The sequence below is a fragment of the Comamonas sp. CMM02 genome (assembly GCF_014851485.1).
Taxonomy (GTDB): Bacteria; Pseudomonadota; Gammaproteobacteria; order Burkholderiales; family Burkholderiaceae_C; genus Comamonas; species Comamonas avium.
The window spans coordinates 937,071-956,675 of sequence record NZ_JACUZW010000001.1; the positions used below are offsets into that span (position 1 = coordinate 937,071).

The window sequence follows — 19,605 nt, forward strand, 5'->3', positions numbered from 1 at the left end:
TGAAAAGCGCTTCATGCTATACAAAATTCAGCGAAACAGGACACTTTCATGAGCATCATGAGCGACAAATGGATCCGCAAGATGGCGGAGCAGCACGGCATGATCGAGCCGTTCGAGCCCGGTCAGATTCGCGAAGCCGACGGCAAGAAAATCATCAGCTACGGCACCTCCAGCTACGGCTACGACATTCGCTGCGCACGCGAGTTCAAGGTGTTCACCAACATCCACAGCACCGTAGTGGACCCCAAGAATTTTGACGAAAAGAGCTTTGTGGACTTTGAGGGTGACTACTGCATCATCCCGCCCAACAGCTTTGCGCTGGCCCGCACGGTGGAGTACTTTCGCATTCCACGCGATGTGCTGACCGTGTGCCTGGGCAAGAGCACTTATGCGCGCTGCGGCATCATCGTGAATGTGACGCCGTTTGAGCCAGAGTGGGAAGGCTATGTGACGCTGGAGTTTTCCAACACCACGCCACTGCCCGCCAAGATTTATGCAGGCGAAGGCTGCGCGCAAGTGCTGTTCCTGCAAGGCAATGAGCCGTGCGAAACCAGCTACAAGGACCGTGGCGGCAAGTACCAGGGCCAGCACGGCGTGACGTTGCCGCGTACTTGATTGGCAAGGTGTTGCCAATAAAAAAGCGGGCTAAACGGCCCGCTTTTTTTGTGGGGCTGCACGGCCTCACCCGGCGCGATGAACCCGGTTGCGGCCAGCGCGTTTGGCCTCGTACAAGGCTTCGTCGCTGCGCTTGATCATGCTGTGCAGATCATCGCAGGCCTCTTCGCTGCGCAAGCTGCTCACGCCAGCGCTGACAGTGATGTGGCCCACTGTCGGTATGGGGGTGCGTTCAATACTCTCTAGAAGTTCCTGGGCCAGTTGCTGTGCTGCACTGGCGCTGGTGTCGGGCAGCAGCAGTGCAAATTCCTCACCGCCAATGCGTGCGACGATGTCTGCTTGGCGCGTGCGCTGGCGCAGGATGTCTGCCAGATTGGCCAAGACGCTGTCCCCCGCATCGTGGCCAAACTGATCGTTGACGGATTTGAAGAAGTCAATATCCAGGCTGATCATGCTCAAGGGGCGGCCACTGCGGCGTGCCAGGGCCAAAGCCAGGGTGGCCTGGGTATCAAAGCCGCGGCGATTGAGAAGCTGGGTGAGTGCATCGGTATTGGCCTGGCGCTGCAATTCGGCATTGGCTGCTTGCAGCTCCTGCGTGCGTCGATGAACCTGCTTTTGCATTTCTTCATTGGCGCGCAGCAACTGCGCCGTCATGCCCGACAAGGCCTGAGAAAGCTTGAAGACTTCACGGTTGCTGTGAAGCAGGGGGATGCTGGCGTGCGTGTGGGCCTGAATCTGGCTGGCAGCCTGGGCCAGTTGCTTCAAGTCATCGCTCACATGTCTTGCCAGGGTCCAGGCGACCAGGGCAGTCAGCAAGCCTGCAATGCCAGCAAAGCCAAGGGACAGCCACAGCATGCGGTTGGCGTCTGCGTAGGCAGCTTCAACCGGTTGGCGTGCCACGATCCACCAGCCCAGATCATTGGCCGGGCTGGGTGTGGGAAGCTGCACAGCGGAGGTGAGAAAAGGCTGCGCCCGATCTTTCCATTGCACCAGGTTGGCATTGGGGCTGTTGCGCTCCATCGCCTCGGGCAGGGTCTGCTCAAGCCTTGTGTAAGGGGCCGTAGCGCCATCGGGGGCGTAGATCAACGTACCTGCTTTATCAAAGATGAAAATGCTTTGCTGGTTGTTTTTTGCCGCACCTTGCTGCAGCCGCTCGACCGCATCGCGCGCCCAGTCCCAGCTGCTGTGAATGCCCAGAACACCCAGTAAAGAGCCATCAGGGCCTTGGATCGGCGCAGCAAAGTCCACCACACGCAGTGCTTGTGCAGATGCATCTGCAGATTTTTGGAGCAATTGAGTCAGTTGCTGGGATGTGTAGACCTGGCTGATGAACGGGCCACTTTGTGCGTACTGAAACCAAGGGCGTTGCGAGACATCTGTGCCCTGCAGCAAATGGTCTGTGGCGTTTTGCACGGTCCCGTGGACATCGGCAACCCCAATCCATACGTTATGAGGATTGATGTGCTGCATGCGGGCCAGCATATCGGCTACGCCGCGTGAGGCCAAACCCTGTTCCCACAATTCTTTGGATGTAGCCAGTACCTGCGCACGGCGGCTTTGCTGCTGCAAATCTTGCTGCAGCATCGTGGCGGTATTGCTGGCCACGATATGCAAGGCAGTAGCGGCTTGTTGCTGCAAACGCCATTTCAGAAATTCACCCGCCAGTAAACAAAGCACCACGGCCAGAAATACCGAAAAACCACCAAATACCAACGCAATTTGAGTTCGAAGGCTGCGGTAGGGTGGGTCGGTTTGGGGCATGAATCTTTTGGTGGGCACAGGGCAAGTTAAAAGTCAGGGCCGCAGCAGCGTTGGTGCGATATGCAGTGTTTGCAAAAAAAGGCTGGAGCGTCAAGTGGCGTGCTTGTCAGTCAAGAACCCTTGGCAGGTGGTGGCTGTATATGAAAGTCCTACAACGACTTGGCATGCATCACGCTACGCAGCGTGCAAGCGAAAAACTAGCATTCACGCATTGCATGACGGACTTTTGATATGAGCGAGCACAAACTGAATCACGTGTTTTTTAGTCTGTTGTTGCGTGGCTGTCTTTTTTTTGGTGCAGCTGTCTTGCTGGTTTGGCAATTCATCACATTCATGGACGTTGTACAGATGCACACTGCACGGGCGCAGAATGTGAGCCGCTCCGCCAGCTGGTCCAACCAGCCTGTGGGAACGATGCCGCAGGCGTCGCACGAGCAAGAGCAGGCGACGCAGCACGAATGACAATGAATACAGATACAGGTATGCCGCGCGCAGCGCTACCTTGAGGTGTCCAGGAGAAACAACGATGAAATGGGAAGGCAATCGCCAGTCGGACAACGTGGAAGACCGGCGCAGTGGCGGCGGTGGGGCACCCATGCTGGGTGGCCGCAATATCGGGATCGGTACGATCGTGATTGCGCTGATTGGAGGCTGGGTGCTGGGTGTGAACCCATTGACGATTTTGGGCGTTATCAGTGGCGGCGGTATGCCTGCGACGCAGCAGCAAGCACCAGCGCAAGCGCCTCCGGCCAATGACACCATGGCTAAGTTCGTATCTACCGTGCTGGCGGATACGGAAGATGTGTGGACGCAAATTTTTAGACAAGGCGGGGCAACTTATCAGGACCCTCGACTGGTCCTGTTCCGCGGTGCCATTGCTACGGCATGTGGCACAGGCCAGTCAGCCATGGGGCCCTTTTACTGTCCGGGCGATCAAAAAGTCTACATTGACCTGTCCTTTTATGACCAGCTGAAAAACCAGCTGGGCGCTCCCGGTGACTTTGCGCAGGCGTATGTGATTGCGCATGAGGTCGGTCACCATGTGCAGAATCTGCTGGGTATCTCTGGCCAGGTGGATCAAATGCGGGGGCGTGTCAGCAAGGTGGAATACAACAAGCTGTCCGTCAAGCTGGAGCTGCAGGCAGATTGTCTGGCCGGTGTGTGGGCGCACCATGCAGACAGTCAGCGCCAAATTCTTGAGCAGGGAGATGTTCAGGAGGCCATGAACGCCGCTGCAAAAATTGGTGACGATGCATTGCAGAAGGCGCAGACTGGCCAGATCGTGCCAGACAGCTTTACACACGGCAGCAGTGCACAGCGTCAGCGCTGGTTTAAAACCGGTTTACAGACAGGATCCGTGCAGTCATGTGACACTTTTTCTGCCAGCAGCTTGTAGCAAAAATGCGCTTAAAGTGAGGTTTTATTTCCACGGAATCCGCCAAGAAACGCTGGATTTAAAGACCTCACAAGGAGCTTGGCGTTCACAGTGCGACAATAGCACCCTCAATGACAAGTTCTTTTTCCTCTTTACTCTTGGCGGAGCCTCTGGCACGCGCCGTGGCCGAAATGGGCTACGAGTCCATGACCCCCATCCAGGCCCAGGCGATTCCGGTGGTTTTAACCGGCAAGGATGTGATGGGAGCAGCGCAAACTGGCACGGGTAAGACCGCTGCTTTTTCGCTGCCACTGCTGCAACGTCTGATGCGGCATGAGAACACCTCGGCATCTCCAGCCCGTCACCCGGTTCGTGCTCTGGTGCTATTGCCAACGCGTGAGCTGGCCGATCAGGTGGCTCAGCAAATTGCGCTGTACGCAAAGCACACCAAGCTGCGCAGCACCGTGGTTTTTGGCGGTATGGATATGAAGCCCCAGACGCTGGAGCTGAAAAAAGGCGTGGAGGTCTTGGTGGCAACGCCGGGCCGTCTGCTGGACCATATTGAAGCCAAGAATGTGGTGCTCAATCAAGTTGAATATGTGGTGCTCGACGAGGCCGACCGCATGCTGGACATCGGGTTCCTGCCCGATTTGCAGCGCATTTTGAGCCATTTGCCCAAGACACGCACTACGCTGCTGTTCAGTGCGACGTTCTCGCCAGAAATCAAGCGTCTGGCTGGCAGCTACCTGCAAGACCCGGTCACCATTGAAGTCGCTCGCCCCAATGAGACGGCCTCGACGGTAGAGCAGCGCTTCATTGCTGCCAATGACGACGACAAGCGCCGTGCCATCTGTGAGGTGCTGAAAGAGCGTGGCATTCGCCAGGCTTTCATCTTCTCTAACAGCAAGCTGGGATGCGCCCGCTTGACCCGTGCTCTGGAGCGCGATGGCTATCGTGCAACCGCTTTGCATGGCGACAAGAGCCAGGATGAGCGTTTGAAGGCGCTGGAAGCTTTCAAGCAAGGCGAAATGGACCTGTTGGTGTGTACCGACGTGGCTGCACGTGGTCTGGACATCAAAGATGTGCCTGCCGTGTTCAACTACGACGTGCCATTCAACGCCGAAGACTATGTGCACCGCATTGGCCGCACTGGCCGTGCTGGCGCGACCGGTCTGGCAGTGACCATGGTGGGTAGCTCGGATGCCAAATTGGTGGCTGATATCGAGAAGCTGATCAAGAAAAAGATCACTGTCGAAACCATTCAACTGTCTGATACTCGCCGTTTCCGTGACCGTGACAGCCAGCGCGAAGTCGCAGGCCGTGAAGAGGTGCAGCGCAGTGCTTCGGTACAAGGCACCCGCCCTATGCGTGGTGCGCGCCCTGTGCGCAGTGCTCCGGCAGATCCCTTCTTTGATAAGCCCTATCAGGAGCGTGAGTCCTATACCCCTGCATGGGATGCCAGCCCTGCTGCGCCCAAAGCAGCTGCGGGTGTGAAGTCCAAACGCAAGGTTGCAGCTTTGTTCAAGCCCATGGGGAGCTTCTAACAAGTCGCTGCAGCCATAAAAAGAACCACGCCATTGAGCGTGGTTTTTTTATGGCTGCAGCTTGGGCTTAACCGGGTTTTTGAGCTTGTTCGCAATGAATCTGGTGCAAACGCCGTTCTTCAAAATCACTGCCAATTTCCATGGCGCTGAGGCAGCCACCCCAGACACAGCCGGTATCCAGTGCCATGAGATTGGGGCGGTTCATCAGTCCTAATGTTGACCAGTGGCCAAAAGCAATAATGTCATTCATTGTTTTTCGCTCAGGGCATTCAAACCAGGGGATTAATCCTGCAGGGGCTGCATCAGCAGATTCAGAGCTTTCAAAATCCATCACACCATCGGTGCTGCAGAAGCGAATGCGTGTCAGCGCATTCACAATCACGCGCAGCCTGTCTGCGCCAGACAATTGCGAATCCCACTGATTGGGGGTGTTGCCATACATATGCATGAGAAATTCTGGCAGGGCATCGCTGTTGATCTGCTGGTGTACTTCATCGGCCAGTGCTAGCGTGTCTGCAAGACTCCATTGAGGCAATACACCCGCATGCACCATCAATAATCTCTGGCCTGAAGCACTCTCTAGGCAACGCGCCAATGGTTGCTGTGAAACCCAGTGCAATAAGTCAGATCGGTCTGGTGCATTCAAAATGCTCTGCAGCGTGTCACGTTTGCCTGGTTTGCGAACACCATAAGCACTGGCCAGCAGGTGCAGGTCATGGTTGCCCAGCAAGGGTTTGACGGCATCACCTAGCTGCATGCAGCGGCGCAGGACTTCGGCAGACGCAGGCCCCCGATTGATCAGATCTCCCAGTAAATACAGAGTGTCGCGGCTGGGTGAGAACGAAATCTGGTGAAGCAGCTTTTCCAAAGCACTGTCGCAGCCCTGGATGTCACCAATTAAGTAAGTGGACACTTTCTTTGCTTTCTTTGTAATTCAAGAGGAATACATCATTTGCAATGACTGGTATTCAATAGGCGTAGTGTAAATTGCAGATCAGGAATCTCAGTGGCACACAGCGTGCAGCAAGAGAAATTGAATAAAACTTTCCTATTAAATAATGGGGTTTTTATTTTTTATTAATACTTGTGTGTGCATTCATGAAAACACATTGGTATATATAATTTTTGCACCTAACTAAAGGAAGTACGACATGAGCTCTTATAAAGATCTTTTGAAGCAACGTGAAGCACTCGAAAAGCAAATTCAAGAAGCGCGCAAGCGTGAGTTGGCTGAAGCTGTCAGCAAGGTGCGTGGGTTGATTGATGAGTATGGTCTGAGTGCTGCAGACGTATTTCCTGCCGCGCGCTCGGCGCGCAGTAGTTCCGCTGGTTCCAAAGTTGCGCCTAAATACAAGAATCCTCAAACAGGTGAAACATGGACAGGGCGTGGTAAAGCCCCAAAATGGATTCAAGACCAGGACCGCAGCAAGTTTGAAATCTAAAGAGTCTAAAAAAACCCGCAGTAGCGGGTTTTTTTATGTGTCCACCGACATGGCGTTGTCATTTTTAGACAGACAGCAGATGACCTTCTAGAGTGGTTGATACCGTCCGGAAAATTAAAGGTTTGCGGTGAATGCGAAGCCACAAGTAGCTCGCCGCGCACCATACGCTGCACGCTCAAGTGCGACGAAGCAAGGCCGCGATGTATCAAGGATGGAGCCTATGGCTTTTGGGCACAAGTGTGTAGCGCTGGGTGTTGGGGGAGCTTGCTTAAATACTGAGCAGATTTTGCGGCGTATCAGATTTATCTGTCTCTGTGAGTGCACGCCTCACGTATTTCAGCGCCACAATTTGGCGCATGAGAAAACAAGTACTGATTGCTGGTGGCGGTATTGCCGGTATGGCGGCTGCATTGGGTGCATCACATGCGGGCTGGGATGCACGCTTGTTTGAACGTTCGCCCCAATTTTCTGAAGTGGGCGCGGGGGTGCAGCTGGGGCCGAACGTGGTGCGACGTTTGCAGGCCTGGGGCTTGCAAAAAGCTTTGCAGCAAGTGGTTGCATTGCCCCAGCAACTGGTGGCACGCAGTGGCATCAACGGAAAAGTTCTGGCCAGTGCGCCGCTGGGGCAGTCCATGGTGGAGCGCTATGGCGCAGCCTACGTCACGATTCACCGCGCTGATTTGCATGGTGTCTTGCACCAGGCGGCGCAGCAGCGCGCAGACATCTTTATCAATCCAGGGCAAGAAGTGAGTGAGTTGCTGGGGGCTGAGCGTGTCACCACCATTCGAACTTCGGCCAACAAGGTGGTGGAAGGTGATGCGCTGATGCTGGCCGATGGCGTATGGAGCAAATTGCGTGGTCCCCTGCTGGGCGACAGCAGCCGCCCGCGTGTGTCGGGGCACCTGGCATACCGCGCACTGCTGCCTATGGCAGACGTGCCTGTGGGCTGGCGCAGCAATGAGGTGACGGTATGGCTGGGCCCACGCATGCACGCGGTGCATTACCCGGTGCGGCGTGGAGAAATGATGAACATCGTGGTCATCATTGAAGGGCCTGCGCCGCAAGATATGGAGCATTGGGACCATGCCGCCAATGCGCAGGCGCTGGAGCAGGCGCTCAAGCATTGCTCGAGCAATTTGCAGGATCTTGTGCGCAGTGTGCCCGCTGCCGGTGGACAGTGGCGGCTGTGGCCCTTGTCAGACCGAGCCCCCTTGCAGGGGCCAGAAGGCATGGCCAGGGGATTGGTCGGTTTGATTGGCGATGCTGCGCACCCGATGCGGCCTTATCTGGCACAAGGTGCGGGCATGGCGATTGAAGATGCGGCAGAGCTGCAGCGCGCACTGGCGATGGATGATCTGGAGGTGGAGCTGCGCCTGCGCCGCTACGCCATCAACCGCTGGGAGCGCAATGCACGCGTGCAGGCACGCTCCATTCGCAATGGCAATATCTTTCATGCCACCGGGCCTGTGCGCTGGGGGCGCGATCTGACCATGCGCATGCTCGGCAGCCAGCTGATGGATTTGCCGTGGCTGTACCGGGGCGATGGCTCCAGCGCCAGCAGCTTGTAGGCGCTACGTTCTGGCAGCTTGCAGCAAGGGCGATGCAGGCAGCAGCCGGTATGCCGTAGATGCCGCTGCCAGCCACAGTGCAATCGTGAGGGCTACTGCCGTGTAAGGCTCCCAGGCGTTGCGGATGGCCCATGCCGCCACGATGCCGGTGAACCACTGCATCAGCGCAACGCCCAAAAACATGGCCATGGTGAACAGGGACAGCGCCCGCCCTGTCATGTGGTTGGGGTAGGAGGTGCGCACATCGGCGTATTGCAGCAGGCCGTAGCCCGAGAGCATGGCCATGGCCACCAGGGTCAGCACGTTGGCCACCGGCTGCCGCCACAGCGCCAGCACCACGAACAGCGCTGCCATGCCCAGCGAAAAATGAACCAGCCATTGACGCCGGCGCAGCGTGCCGGGGTCCAGACGGCCGAAGACCGCAGGGCTGAACAGCGAAATCAGTGACACCAGGAAGGCCACATGCCCGCTGCTCACCAGGCTGAAGCCATGGCGCTCCATCAGCAGTGGCCCAATCCAAAGCCCGCGTAACGACAAAAAAGCGGCATAGCACGACATGCCCAGCACCAGCATGCCCCAGGTGTAGGGAAGGGTGAGCAGCTCTGCCATGCGGACAAAGGCCTGGCCCCAGGTTTCTTTAGCCGTGCTGGCGGTCTGTGGCAAAGCGGGTTCATGCACTTTGAAAAAGATCAGCAGCCACGACAGTACGCACAGACCGCTGAGCAGCCAGAACCCGCTGCGCCAGCCACCCATCTCGACCACCCATGCCAGCGGTGTACCGGTAAACAGCAGACCAAGTCCGCCTACACCCATGGACAGGCCCGAAATGAAGGCAAACCGCTCCGCCGGAAAGTGGCGCGCAATGAAAATGGTGCAGGCCAGAAAAGCAGGTGAGCAGCCCACGCCAATCATGAGCTGGCCCAGCATCAGCCAGCCATAGCTGGGCGCGGCAGCCGAAAGGGCAGAGCCCACAGCTGCCAGTGGAAAAGCGCACAGCACCGTGCGGCGCAGGCCGTACAAATCCATGCCAATGCCCATCATGAGCTGGGCGACACCAAAAGACAGGCCAAACAGCCCGGCAAATGCGCCCAGAGAGCTGGCGCTGATGCCAAAGTCCTGCTGCAGGCCCTGGGCCAGGATGGCGGTGATGGTGCGAAAGGCCTGGCTGAGCGCAAAGCCGCTGAGCAATGCCAAAAGCATGATCCACAGCTGACGCTGCATGGTGCTGGGTGCTGTGTTGGGGGTGTTATTGGGCACGTGGCTGTCTCCTGGCCGCAAGGGTAGCGCGCAGCGTTTACAAGAACTGTCTCCACTGTGTAGGGATTTGCCCTTGGCGGGGTCTTTGGAGTGGCATAAAGTGGCTGCCATGAGCACCCGCACCTCCACCTCTTCAGCGCCTTTGGTCTTGCACTACACCCTGCGTCAATGCGCGCTGGGGCAGGTGCTGGTGGCGTCCACGTCCAAAGGTATCGCAGCAGTATTGCTGGGCGATAGCAAGTCTGTACTGATCAGCGACTTGCAGCAGCGCTACCCCAAAGCGCAACTGGATACGGGCGGCCCGCTGCTGCACCGCTGGAGCGATACGGTGCTGGAGATTTTGGTGCACCCCACGCTGCAGCATGTTGTACCTTTGGATGTGGTGGGTGGCACCGACTTTCAGCGCAAGGTCTGGAAGGCGCTGCGCAGCATTCCCCCCGGGCAAACGCGCACGTATACCGAGGTGGCCAAGGCTGCAGGCCAGCCACAGGCGGTGCGCGCCGTAGCCAGCGCCTGTGCAGCCAACCCTCTGGCTGTGCTGGTGCCGTGCCACCGCGTGCTGCGCAGTGATGGCGGCTGGGGCGGTTACCGCTGGGGGCTGGAGCGCAAGCAGCAGTTGCTGCAGCAAGAAGGCGCTATCTGAAAATCAAAATAAATAGCTGCTTACGCATGTGTAGTAAGCTTTTACGCATTAAAAGTATTTGAAGTTGTTGACAGGCAAGCGCTGATAGCTCTGTTTTTGAGAGAACTCTGTTTTTGAGCGTTGCGGCGCAAGTCTTTCAGTGCGCAATGCCCGGCAGCTCGGGCTGCGTTTGTTCGGTCGATGTGCGTTGCAGCAAGGCAGGTACGTGCTGGCGCTGGCTGCTTTGAATCATGTGCAGCAAGGCATAGTCGGGCTGGGGGATGTGCCAGCGTGTCTGTAAATCGCTGTGCATGCGCAGCAGCAGGTGCGCGGTCATCTCGGCATCGGCCAAAGCGCGGTGGGCTTTGTCGGCTGGGGGCAAATCCAGAAAACGCACGATGCGGCCCAGCGAGTGGCTGGGCGCCTGCGGGTACAGCCGGCGCGACAGCAGCACGGTGCAGGCAAAGGGCTGCGAAGCATCACAACCTGCGCGCTGCAGCTCGTCGACCCAGAACTTGCGATCAAACGATGCGTTGTGCGCCACCATGGGGGTATTGCCGACAAAGGCCGCCGCCTCGCGCATGACAGCGTCTGCGGGCGGCGCTGCTTGCACCATGGCGTCGCTGATGCCGGTGAGCTGGGTGATGTTCCACGGCATGCGCTGGCCAGCGTTCATCAGGCTTTGAAAGCGATCGACCATGCGCCCGCCCTCAATCACCACAATGCCCACCTCGGCGGCGCGTGCGCCGTGGGCGGGGCTCATGCCGGTGGTTTCAAAGTCGATGATGGCGATGCGGTCGGTCATATGGTTTTGATAGCTTTTGGCCCTTGAAGCATAAGCGTTAAAGGCAGGCTCACCTGAAGAGCGCTTTGCCTCAGATATGCATCGACCTCATCGGGCTGATTTGGCTTATAGGCTGCGCAAAACGGCGCGCACGGGCGAGGCGTCGGCCTGCATGAGTTTGAGCGGCAGGGCGATCAGTTCGTAGTCGCCCTCTGGCACGGCATCCAGCACCAGATTTTCCAGCACCCGCATGTTGCGTGCGCGCACCAGCATGTGGCTGTCCAGCGTCTGGCTGCTGGCGGGGTCAATGCTGGCGGTGTCAATGCCGAGGAGCTGTACCCCCAGATCAGCCAGCCTCTCGATGGTGTGGGGGGCAAAGCCGGTGAGCTGATCGTCCCAGTGCTGTGGCACCTGGGCATAGGTGCGCAGCAGCACGCGTGCTGGCAGATCGGGCGTGATGGCGTGGGCAATGTGCTGCCACTGGATCAGCGGCCCGCAGGCAATCGCATGAATGACCCGGCAGGGGCCAATGTAGGCGGCCAGATCCACGCCACCCATGGCAGCGCCTTGCGCGTCGTAATGCAGCGGTGCATCGGCGTGGGTGCCGATGTGGGGCGACATCTCGATGGTGCTGACATTGACCGGGCATTGCGGGCCAATGCTGGCTGTCCAGACCTGGCGGTACGGCGTATCACCGGGGTAGACCGGGCTGCTGTGGTGGATGGGAGCTGAGATGTCCCAGAGCTGACGGGTGCTTGTCATGGCATGCGGGCAGTAAAAAAGCCTGTGAGCAGTGTGCTCACAGGCTTGCCAGTATGCAGGTGTGCGGATTATTTGGCTTGCAGCAGGCTACGTACGTTCAGCAGCACCAGCTCGTTGTCATCTTGCTGGTTGGGGTGGCGGCTGGAGCTGTAGGGCAGGTTGTTGTCGTTGCCCACCACGATGTGCTGACTGTCCACCACGGCCACGTTTTCGATGGTGAAGAAGGGAAACTGCAGCACGCCCTGGGTCAGCGGTTTGCGGGACAGCTTTTTGGGGTCCTGAATGTTGAGCAGATCAATGTAGCCAATCTTGCGCATCAAGCCGCCCACATTTGCCTCGCTCATCTCAACTTTGTACACGCGTTTGAAGGCGGGCAGTTTGCCAAAGCAATCGGTGCGTTTTTCACCGGCGGGGCACGCCTGATCAGGGGTGCCTTCACCGTCGTCACGCTCAATCACGAGGGCAGTGGTGGCGTTGATCATGTTGAAGTCGCCAATGGAATGCGTGGCTGCTTCCAGAGGGTACTTCCACTGGCGGCCTGTCCACTTTTTGCCCTGCACATCAAACTCCAGTGCGCGCAGATAGGTCACACCGTTGTCGCTTTCCAGTGCGCCGGTCTTGCTGTCCCACAGCGCGCCCTCCAGCAAGGGGTACAGCTTGCTGCCGTCGGGGCTGGCCGCCATGCCTTCAAACCCTTTGGAACGGCGCACAGGGTAGAGCACGGGCTTGGCATCGGGCGAAGCCGCTGTGCGCGCTGCGGGGTGGTCTGGCGACTGCACGGGCTTGCCGTCTACCAGAGTGTCAAACACCGCCAGCACTTTGCCCTGCATGTCGGCCTGAATCAGAAAGGGGCCAAACTCGTCACCAATCCAGAGGTGGGGGCCAACGATCTGCAGGCTTTCGGGGTCAAAGTCAGAACCAGTCAGGTAACGCTTTTCGGTGCCTTCCTGAGTGATGCGAAATGGCACCTTGCGGTCTGGGTCGTGCAGGAACACGGTTTTGAGCAATTTGAAATCGCCTTGCTTGAAGTCAACCTGATAGTGGCTCAGGTGCAGCATGAAGTCCGATGAATTGGCTTTGTTGCCAGCGCCGTTGTCAGTGATGATCCAAAAAGAGCCATCGTCCATGCGCACGATGCCTGAATGGCCCTGACGGGGCTGGCCATCAAAAGGCAGCTTGACCCCGGTGGGGCGGCCATCGGATTGACCTTCCACGCTGCCCAGTACGTAGGTTGGCGCTGTGGTGGTGTATTTGCCGCTGCTGCGCAGGTCTGCAGGTGCGTCTGCGGGAGCGGGCATGATGCTCAGCGCTGTCAGCACCGCGTGGCCCGCCAAAGTGGCCTGATGTGCTGGGGTGCTGCTGGCGTGGGACGGTGTAGCGATGCTTGCCAGCAGGCACAGGCTGGCAATCCAGGAAAGACGAGGGGGAGTGTTCACAGTGGTCACAGCAGTTGAAGGATGGTGGCAATCATTCAAGCTGCGTGTGTCACTGTGATGGCAGATTGAAGTCAGTTGGGTGTCACTGCGCGTGCACGGCGCAACAGGTAAATCACACTGAGCATCAGCAGCCAGGGCAGGCCAAAGGCCAGCGTCAGGCGAAACTCGGGTGTGAAGGCGGTGGTGATCAGTACGCCGCCCATCAGTGCCGCGCCCAGCAGCGTCAGCCATGGAAAGCCCCACATGCGAAACGGTACGCGCTCCTGGCCTTCGCGGTCGCGGCGGCGGCGAAAAGCCAGGTGGGTCACAAAAATCATGAACCATGCAAACATGGCGCCGAACATGGCAATCGACATCATCCACATGAACGATTGCTCAGGCCAGAACGCATTGATCACCATGGCCACGGCAGCCCCCAGGCTGGACACCAGAATGGCCGCCACAGGCACGCCATCGGGATTGGTTTTGCCAAAGGTGGCGGGTGCCTGCTTGGCGCGCGCCAAGCTGAACATCATGCGCGAGGTGGTGTACAGCTGGCTGTTCATGGCCGACAGGGCAGCCACCAGCACAACAAAATTGAGCACGCCAGCGGCGTAAGGAATGTTGATGATCTCCATCACCCGCACAAAGGGGCTGGTCTGGGTGGCCGCTTCTGTCCAGGGCACGATGGCCAGCATCAGGGCCAGCGTCAGCAAATAAAACAGTACCAGGCGCAGGACGGTGGTTTTCATGGCGCTTTGCACGGCTTTTTGCGGGTGCTGGGCCTCGCCTGCGGCCACGGCAATGGCCTCTACGCCCAGGTAGCTGAACATGGCCACAATCACGCCCAGCCACATGCCGCCCAGACCCTTGGCCCAGAAGCCACCGCCGCTTTGGTAGTTGTGCAGACCGATGCCTGGTGTGTGGCTGCCAAAGACGACATAGGCGCCAATCAGTACAAAGGCAATGATGGCGGCGACTTTGATGGACGAGAACAGGTATTCCGCTGCGCCATAGACTTTCACGCTGCGCAGGTTGATGCCAATCAGGATGGCCGAGAACACGGCAACCCACACCCATTGCGGTACCTGCGGGAACCAGTAAGCCATGTAGATGCCTACGGCAGTGACCTCCATGCCGACGGCAAGGACCAGCGCAGCCCAGTACGCATAGCGCAGCACAAACCCGGCCATTGGTCCCAGGTAGTACTCGGCATAAGCGCCGAATGAGCCGGAGGTGGGGTGGGCCACCGTCATCTCACCCAGACAGCCGATTAACAGCAATGCAATGAATGCACCGATGGCGTAGCTGATCAGCACGGCGGGGCCCGCAAAGCCAATGGCAAAAGCGCTGCCCATGAACAAGCCTGTACCGACTGCGCCCCCAATGGCGATCATCACCATCTGGGCGCTGGTCAGGTGTTGTTGCAGGCCTGTTTCGCGTTGTTGAATATCGTGGAAGTTGGCCATGTGCGCCCAAGGTTCTAGTCGAAACAAAACCTTCAAGTATCTGCGCAGGCGCGATTTATTGCACAGACAAGGCGAAGCAACCGCTCATGAATCGCCCGGATTGTCGGCCAGTGTCTGTTCCATGCACAGCACCGCCATCATCACGCCACCCACAATGAAAGCGCAGGCAATCAGCATTAACAGTGTGAACATGGTGACCTCCTTGGCTGGAAGCAACGGTTGTGACCAGTATCTGACGATGTGGGTGACCATGCTGCGAGGCAGGTGCTTGTATAGATGCAGGCAGTGAGATTACAAGGTCTTACATACGGGCGGGCAGGCCTTGGGCGTAGCGCCCCGGTGTCAGTGCGTGGTGGGACTTGAAGGCACGCTGCAGATGGGATTGATCGGCAAAACCCATGGCATGGGCCGCTTCAGCCAGCGGCATGCCCTGTGCCAGCAGGCGGCGTGCGCCATTGAGGCGCAGGTTCAGGCGATATGCACCGGGGGTGACGCCGGTGGCGTTCTTGAAATGGCGAATAAAGCGGGAGGCGCTCATACCCTGGGCCTGCGCCAGTGTCTGCACGCTGGGGGCTGTGTCCGGGTGCTGGTGCCACTGCTCCAGCGCGTGCAGCACGGCGGCTGTCTCAGGCTGGGGAGCCTGCGAGGCCGTCAGCAGCGGTTCTGCGATGGCCGGTTGCGATAGCAGGTGCAGCAGCTGCGCTGTCCACTCACTGCCAATGGGGGCTGTACCGGGGCTTGTGCTGGCGTGGCCAGTCTCCAACTGCTGGCACAGTGCATGCAGCAACTGGCGGGTATCCGTGGCATGCGTTGTACGCCGTGTAAAACGCAGCCCGGCAACCCCTAGCTGCGCATGCAGCCAGTCGGCCTGGATGTACAGCATGCGATAGGACCAGCGTGTGGCCTGTGCAGGGTTGCATGCATGCCAGACACCCGGCTCGATCAGTACCACGCTGCCTGCGGTCAGCAGCTCACAGCCGTCAGCATGCTGAAACAAGGTCTGGCCCTGGTCCACGATGCCCAGCGAATACTCGGCATGCATGTGCAAGCGGTAGCAATGTGGAGATTGCTGGCTCACGCGCAGTTCTGCCCAGGGCAGGGTGGCTAAGCGGTGGAACTGGTGTGGCGAGGGACTGCGCATGACCCGTGCATCATGCCAGCACAGTGACCACACTGACGACCAGCAGCAAGGCCAGAGCCAGGTTCAAGGCTCGCTGGCGCCGGGGTGTATGCAGCCAGCGTATCAACATACGTCCGAGTGCCGCCCAGCACCCGACGCCGATCAGGCAAGCCAGCAGGGAGATCGCGCACAGCCACCCTAAATTGGCGTGTGGCAGGTGGCTTTGCGGCAATGCGTAAAGCCCCACGGCAGACAGCGCAAACAGCCAGGCCTTGGGGTTGAGTATTTGGACCGCGACCCCCTGGTTGAAAGCCTGCCATGGGCTGGGGTGGTGACTGGGCTGGACAGCCAAAGGCTGAAGGGCTGGTGCGCGCGCCAGTTGCCAGGCCAGCCAGAGTAAATAGGCTGCGCACAGCCATTGCGCGCTGTGTGCCATCCCCGGGTGTTGCCCCAGCATGCGGGTGCTTCCAAAGCCCATGCATGCCACCACGACAACGTAGCTCAGGCTTGCCCCCAGTACATACATCAGAGCCTGGTAGCCCGGCCCCTGGCTGCCATGGCGTAAAGCCAGCACATTGACAGGCCCGGGGGTGATGGCACCGACCAGTGCAAAGCCAGCCATTGCCAGCAAGCTCGTCCATAGAGAAGATGTGTGTAGTTCATTCACAGGCCGCACTGTGCCCAAAGCTGGCTGGCCGGTATTGAACAAAATTGCAGGCCAAGGGGCAATTTGGCGGGCAGCAGTTGCGGCGACTGGTGCACACCACAGATGCTGCAGGCCCCTGTACTGAACTTGGCAGGGGCGCTGCGTTGCCGCAGCCGTGGTGCTGTGATGCCGTGGCGTTTGGCGCCACAGGTCTTAGAGCAAACCGTTCTCTAAGGGCGCAAGCCCCTGGCGCTGACGCACGCGGTTGCATGCATCAGAGCCTGCTGCAAATTCACGGCAGGGCGATGGACGCCACTCGTAAATACCACAGGCCGCTTTCTCGCCGACTGTGCCCGTCAGCGCAGCACAGCGGGGGCGCGCATAGTCGGTGCCACGCATGCGGCACATGGAGGTGGTGATTTCATCCGCCAGCCCGGCTGGTACGCGCCCGCCATGGGTTTCAGATTCATAGATCGAAAAATCCACGCGAAAAGCAGCGCAGCAAGCGCCGCAGGTTAGGCAGGGGTGGGTCATGGACGTGGGGGCAGGGCAGTGGGCCGCGTGATTGTGTCCGGAAAATGTGGCCCCTTTTGCTGCAAGGGACTAGCCGTGTGGGATGGCGGCCTGACGGATGCAAAAGCCCTTTGCGCCACTCTGGTTCAGGCAGACATCAGGTTCAGCGATGGGAGTAAAAAGAAAATAAGAATCAAAATCAATTAAAACTCGTATGCATACTTTTTCTTCGGCGGCACCGCAAGCGGTGACTTCGCCTGCAAAGCCCAGCGGTGCTGTGACTGTGGTGGGGCTGGACTGCCTTGCGCCGCAAGTGCTGGCCCGTGTGATCGATCTGGCTCCTGCAGCCACTGAACAAGAGCATGGCTTGCTGCTGCGCTTGATGGAGATTGGCTTTTTGCCAGGGGAGACGGTGCGCGTTGTGGCTACCGGCTTCCCCGGGCCAGACCCGCTGGCCGTGCGCGTGGGACAGGCAACGTTTGCGCTGCGCCGCCACGAGGCCTCCAAGGTGCTGGTGCAGCTGGAGGCCACAGAATGAACGCACGCGAAGTACCCGTGCACTTGAACGCACCATCGGCACACAGCGAATCTGCACCACTGCGTGCGGCACTGCTGGGCAACCCGAACTGCGGCAAGACAGCCTTGTTCAATCTGCTGACAGGTGCGCGCCAGAAGGTGGCCAATTACGCTGGCGTGACGGTGGAGCGCAAAGAAGGCTGGCTGACCACGCCGGGCAAACGCCGCGTGCGTCTGCTGGATTTGCCGGGCACCTACAGTCTGGATGCGCACAGCGATGATGAGCGTATTACCCGCGACATCGTCACGGGTCAGCATGCACGCGAAGCCCCTCCTGAGTTGCTCGTCTGCGTGACCGATGCCACCCACCTTCGCCTGAATTTGCGCCTTGTGCTGGAGGCTCGCGCTCTGGGGCTGCCCATGCTGCTGGTGCTGAACATGAGCGACATGGCGCGCCGCCAGAGCCTGCACATCGACAAGGCACGGCTGAGTGCACTGCTGGGCGTGCCAGTGATCGAGAGCGTGGGTGTGCACCAAAGCGGAGCCAAAGAGTTTTTGACCTGGCTGGACAGCCAGGCGGCCCGCACGTTGCAGCCGCCGGTTGCGGATGGGCGATTCATGCCCGAGGTGGGACGCAATACGCGTGAGCAACTGCTGGCCTTGCACCAGCAGGTGGCTGAGATCATGCAAGCCGCCGTGCAAGAGCCCGCGACACCCACACACCGCGATGACCGCATTGATGCCGTGGTGCTGCACCCGCTGTGGGGCACATTGCTGCTGCTGGTGACCTTGTTTCTGATTTTTCAGGCCGTTTTCAGCTGGGCCGAGCCCTTGATGGACGGCATTGAAAGCAGTGTGGCCTTTGCCGGCGAGTGGCTGTCAGGGGCGATGCCTGAAGGCGTGCTGCGCAGCCTGCTGGTGGATGGAGTGATTGCAGGTACGGGCTCGGTGCTGGTGTTCTTGCCGCAGATTCTGATTCTGTTTTTCTTTATTCTGGTGCTGGAAGACTCTGGTTACCTGCCGCGTGCGGCGTTCTTGCTGGACCGCATCATGGGCACGGTGGGCCTGTCTGGGCGCTCTTTCATCCCGTTGCTGTCCAGCTTTGCGTGTGCGGTGCCGGGCATCATGGCGACGCGCTCAATTCCCAGCTGGCGCGACCGTTTGCTGACCATCATGATTGCGCCGCTGATGACCTGCTCGGCCCGTCTGCCGGTGTATGCGCTGCTGATTGCTGCGTTCATTCCGGATCAAACGGTGGGCGGCATTTTCAACCTGCAAGGCTTGGTGCTGTTTGCGCTGTACATCGGTGGCATTACCAGCGCCATGGCGGTGGCATGGGTGGCCAAGCTGGGGCGCAGCAATCTGACCCGAACGCCGCTGCTGATGGAGCTGCCCTCGTACCGCTGGCCCAGTCTGCGCAGCCTGGCCCTGGGTTTGTATGAGCGCGCCATGATTTTCCTGCGCCGCGTGGGCGGCATTATTTTGACGGTGAGCATCGTGCTGTGGTTTCTGGCCAGCTACCCGGGTGCGCCCGAAGGCATTACCGAAGGGGCCATCCGCTACAGCTATGCCGGTCAGATTGGCCACTGGCTGGAGATGGTGCTGTCGCCCATTGGCTTTAACTGGCAGATTGCCATCGCTTTGGTGCCTGCCATGGCAGCCCGCGAAGTGGCGGTCAGTGCGCTGGCCACGGTGTATGCCCTGTCGGCCACGGGCGACGATGCGGCTGCCCAGCTGGGCCCGCTGATTGCGGGCAGCTGGTCGCTGGCGACTGCGCTGTCTGTGCTGGTGTGGTTTGTGTTTGCGCCGCACTGCATCTCGACGCTGGCCATGGTCAAGCGCGAGACCAATGGCTGGCGTTACCCGCTGATCATGGCGGGCTATCTGTTTGGTCTGGCCTATCTGGCCAGCTTTGTAACCTACCGCATCGCCGTGGCGCTGGGGTGGGGTTGATGAGCGAAAGGGCTGCGCAATGTGGCAAGAATGGACGGTTGGTTTGATTGTGGCAGTGGCCGTGGCGTCGCTGCTGTGGCGTTATCTGCCTGCGCGCTGGCGCCAGCAGGCTGGGCGCATGCACCCAGCGCTGGCTCCGGCTGCGGCCAAAGGTGGTGGGTGCGGAGGTTGCAGTGGCTGCGGAGGCAGCAGTTGCGCGCCTGCTGCCAAAAAGCCCTGAGGCTTCAGCGCAGTTGAGGCGAA

The 19,605-nt window shown here is 59.1% G+C and carries 19 protein-coding genes and 1 pseudogene; 10 read left to right on the top strand and 10 right to left on the bottom strand.

Features of this window, described 5'->3' with window-relative positions; genetic code table 11:
- The first annotated feature begins 48 nt into the window (after positions 1-48).
- Positions 49-615, top strand: coding sequence for a dCTP deaminase (gene dcd / locus IB213_RS04265; RefSeq protein WP_191723577.1), 567 nt, complete (start codon positions 49-51; stop codon positions 613-615).
- A gap of 66 nt (positions 616-681) precedes the next feature.
- Here the strand turns inward: dcd and IB213_RS04270 are convergent, their stop codons facing one another.
- Positions 682-2,376 (bottom strand): diguanylate cyclase, encoded by a 1,695-nt coding sequence (locus IB213_RS04270; RefSeq protein ID WP_192405502.1) that lies wholly within the window; start codon positions 2,374-2,376, stop codon positions 682-684.
- Between the two features lie 231 nt (positions 2,377-2,607).
- Here IB213_RS04270 and IB213_RS04275 point away from each other — a divergent pair, with 231 nt between their 5' ends.
- The 3 genes from IB213_RS04275 (at position 2,608) to IB213_RS04285 (ending at position 5,295) form a co-directional block, all read left to right on the top strand.
- A complete protein-coding gene (locus IB213_RS04275) occupies positions 2,608-2,838 on the top strand; it encodes a hypothetical protein (RefSeq protein ID WP_192405503.1) in 231 nt (76 codons plus the stop codon).
- A gap of 64 nt (positions 2,839-2,902) precedes the next feature.
- Positions 2,903-3,772: a neutral zinc metallopeptidase gene (locus tag IB213_RS04280; RefSeq protein ID WP_191723579.1), complete on the top strand. Its 870-nt coding sequence runs from the start codon at positions 2,903-2,905 to the stop codon at positions 3,770-3,772.
- 110 nt (positions 3,773-3,882) lie between these two features.
- The gene (locus IB213_RS04285; RefSeq protein ID WP_191723580.1) at positions 3,883-5,295 is read left to right on the top strand and encodes a DEAD/DEAH box helicase; all 1,413 of its coding nucleotides are present in this window, start codon (positions 3,883-3,885) and stop codon (positions 5,293-5,295) included.
- Between the two features lie 67 nt (positions 5,296-5,362).
- Here IB213_RS04285 and IB213_RS04290 read toward each other — a convergent pair whose 3' ends face one another.
- Entirely contained in the window at positions 5,363-6,208 is an 846-nt protein-coding gene (locus IB213_RS04290) for a symmetrical bis(5'-nucleosyl)-tetraphosphatase (RefSeq protein WP_192405504.1), read from the bottom strand.
- A gap of 238 nt (positions 6,209-6,446) precedes the next feature.
- Here IB213_RS04290 and IB213_RS04295 point away from each other — a divergent pair, with 238 nt between their 5' ends.
- Together IB213_RS04295 and IB213_RS04300 are read left to right on the top strand one after the other, a co-directional pair.
- Entirely contained in the window at positions 6,447-6,737 is a 291-nt protein-coding gene (locus IB213_RS04295) for an H-NS family nucleoid-associated regulatory protein (RefSeq protein ID WP_191723582.1), read from the top strand.
- A 356-nt stretch (positions 6,738-7,093) separates the two neighbouring features.
- Positions 7,094-8,305, top strand: a complete 1,212-nt coding sequence (locus tag IB213_RS04300; protein ID WP_192405505.1) for an FAD-dependent monooxygenase — start codon at positions 7,094-7,096, stop codon at positions 8,303-8,305.
- A 3-nt stretch (positions 8,306-8,308) separates the two neighbouring features.
- On the opposite strand, the gene IB213_RS04305 is transcribed toward IB213_RS04300, so the two are convergent.
- Positions 8,309-9,526, bottom strand: coding sequence for an MFS transporter (locus IB213_RS04305; RefSeq protein ID WP_225214173.1), 1,218 nt, complete (start codon positions 9,524-9,526; stop codon positions 8,309-8,311).
- 403 nt (positions 9,527-9,929) lie between these two features.
- Here IB213_RS04305 and IB213_RS18350 point away from each other — a divergent pair.
- A pseudogene (locus IB213_RS18350) lies at positions 9,930-10,205 on the top strand (methylated-DNA--[protein]-cysteine S-methyltransferase); the annotation flags it as partial.
- Between the two features lie 136 nt (positions 10,206-10,341).
- On the opposite strand, the gene IB213_RS04315 reads toward IB213_RS18350, so the two are convergent.
- The 7 genes from IB213_RS04315 to IB213_RS04345 form a co-directional block, all read right to left on the bottom strand.
- The gene (locus IB213_RS04315; protein WP_191723585.1) at positions 10,342-10,989 is read right to left on the bottom strand and encodes a PolC-type DNA polymerase III; all 648 of its coding nucleotides are present in this window, start codon (positions 10,987-10,989) and stop codon (positions 10,342-10,344) included.
- Between the two features lie 105 nt (positions 10,990-11,094).
- Positions 11,095-11,730 (bottom strand): arylformamidase, encoded by a 636-nt coding sequence (gene kynB, locus IB213_RS04320; protein ID WP_192405506.1) that lies wholly within the window; start codon positions 11,728-11,730, stop codon positions 11,095-11,097.
- 68 nt (positions 11,731-11,798) lie between these two features.
- Positions 11,799-13,166 carry an esterase-like activity of phytase family protein gene (locus IB213_RS04325; RefSeq protein ID WP_370551162.1) on the bottom strand — a complete coding sequence of 456 codons (1,368 nt, stop codon included), beginning with the start codon at positions 13,164-13,166 and terminating at the stop codon, positions 11,799-11,801.
- 71 nt (positions 13,167-13,237) lie between these two features.
- Entirely contained in the window at positions 13,238-14,614 is a 1,377-nt protein-coding gene (locus IB213_RS04330) for an amino acid permease (RefSeq protein ID WP_192405639.1), read from the bottom strand.
- 301 nt (positions 14,615-14,915) lie between these two features.
- Entirely contained in the window at positions 14,916-15,755 is an 840-nt protein-coding gene (locus IB213_RS04335; RefSeq protein WP_192405507.1) for an AraC family transcriptional regulator, read from the bottom strand.
- A 10-nt stretch (positions 15,756-15,765) separates the two neighbouring features.
- Complete coding sequence (locus IB213_RS04340; protein WP_370551163.1) at positions 15,766-16,401, bottom strand: LysE family translocator; 636 nt, start codon at positions 16,399-16,401, stop codon at positions 15,766-15,768.
- Between the two features lie 192 nt (positions 16,402-16,593).
- Positions 16,594-16,914, bottom strand: a complete 321-nt coding sequence (locus IB213_RS04345) for a YkgJ family cysteine cluster protein (RefSeq protein WP_191723590.1) — start codon at positions 16,912-16,914, stop codon at positions 16,594-16,596.
- 193 nt (positions 16,915-17,107) lie between these two features.
- On the opposite strand from IB213_RS04345, the gene IB213_RS04350 reads away from it, so the two are divergent.
- From IB213_RS04350 to IB213_RS04360, 3 genes are read left to right on the top strand one after another with little or no spacing between them, the layout of a single operon-like run.
- Positions 17,108-17,431, top strand: a complete 324-nt coding sequence (locus IB213_RS04350) for a FeoA domain-containing protein (protein ID WP_191723591.1) — start codon at positions 17,108-17,110, stop codon at positions 17,429-17,431.
- Positions 17,428-19,362: a ferrous iron transporter B gene (locus IB213_RS04355; RefSeq protein WP_192405508.1), complete on the top strand. Its 1,935-nt coding sequence runs from the start codon at positions 17,428-17,430 to the stop codon at positions 19,360-19,362. Before IB213_RS04350 ends, IB213_RS04355 begins: the two co-directional genes overlap by 4 nt.
- A 19-nt stretch (positions 19,363-19,381) precedes the next feature.
- Positions 19,382-19,582 carry a hypothetical protein gene (locus IB213_RS04360; protein WP_192405509.1) on the top strand — a complete coding sequence of 67 codons (201 nt, stop codon included), beginning with the start codon at positions 19,382-19,384 and terminating at the stop codon, positions 19,580-19,582.
- Positions 19,583-19,605 lie beyond the last annotated feature (23 nt).

What these genes read in the sequence shown, in the direction of transcription:
- dcd (WP_191723577.1), top strand. Translation starts at nt 49, where the DNA reads ATGAGCATCATGAGCGACAAATGGATCCGCAAGATGGCGGAGCAGCAC.
- IB213_RS04270 (WP_192405502.1), bottom strand. Translation starts at nt 2,376, where the DNA reads ATGCCCCAAACCGACCCACCCTACCGCAGCCTTCGAACTCAAATTGCG.
- IB213_RS04275 (WP_192405503.1), top strand. Translation starts at nt 2,608, where the DNA reads ATGAGCGAGCACAAACTGAATCACGTGTTTTTTAGTCTGTTGTTGCGT.
- IB213_RS04280 (WP_191723579.1), top strand. Translation starts at nt 2,903, where the DNA reads ATGAAATGGGAAGGCAATCGCCAGTCGGACAACGTGGAAGACCGGCGC.
- IB213_RS04285 (WP_191723580.1), top strand. Translation starts at nt 3,883, where the DNA reads ATGACAAGTTCTTTTTCCTCTTTACTCTTGGCGGAGCCTCTGGCACGC.
- IB213_RS04295 (WP_191723582.1), top strand. Translation starts at nt 6,447, where the DNA reads ATGAGCTCTTATAAAGATCTTTTGAAGCAACGTGAAGCACTCGAAAAG.
- IB213_RS04300 (WP_192405505.1), top strand. Translation starts at nt 7,094, where the DNA reads ATGAGAAAACAAGTACTGATTGCTGGTGGCGGTATTGCCGGTATGGCG.
- IB213_RS04305 (WP_225214173.1), bottom strand. Translation starts at nt 9,526, where the DNA reads ATGCAGCGTCAGCTGTGGATCATGCTTTTGGCATTGCTCAGCGGCTTT.
- IB213_RS04315 (WP_191723585.1), bottom strand. Translation starts at nt 10,989, where the DNA reads ATGACCGACCGCATCGCCATCATCGACTTTGAAACCACCGGCATGAGC.
- kynB (WP_192405506.1), bottom strand. Translation starts at nt 11,730, where the DNA reads ATGACAAGCACCCGTCAGCTCTGGGACATCTCAGCTCCCATCCACCAC.
- IB213_RS04330 (WP_192405639.1), bottom strand. Translation starts at nt 14,614, where the DNA reads ATGGCCAACTTCCACGATATTCAACAACGCGAAACAGGCCTGCAACAA.
- IB213_RS04335 (WP_192405507.1), bottom strand. Translation starts at nt 15,755, where the DNA reads ATGCGCAGTCCCTCGCCACACCAGTTCCACCGCTTAGCCACCCTGCCC.
- IB213_RS04345 (WP_191723590.1), bottom strand. Translation starts at nt 16,914, where the DNA reads ATGACCCACCCCTGCCTAACCTGCGGCGCTTGCTGCGCTGCTTTTCGC.
- IB213_RS04350 (WP_191723591.1), top strand. Translation starts at nt 17,108, where the DNA reads ATGCATACTTTTTCTTCGGCGGCACCGCAAGCGGTGACTTCGCCTGCA.
- IB213_RS04355 (WP_192405508.1), top strand. Translation starts at nt 17,428, where the DNA reads ATGAACGCACGCGAAGTACCCGTGCACTTGAACGCACCATCGGCACAC.
- IB213_RS04360 (WP_192405509.1), top strand. Translation starts at nt 19,382, where the DNA reads ATGTGGCAAGAATGGACGGTTGGTTTGATTGTGGCAGTGGCCGTGGCG.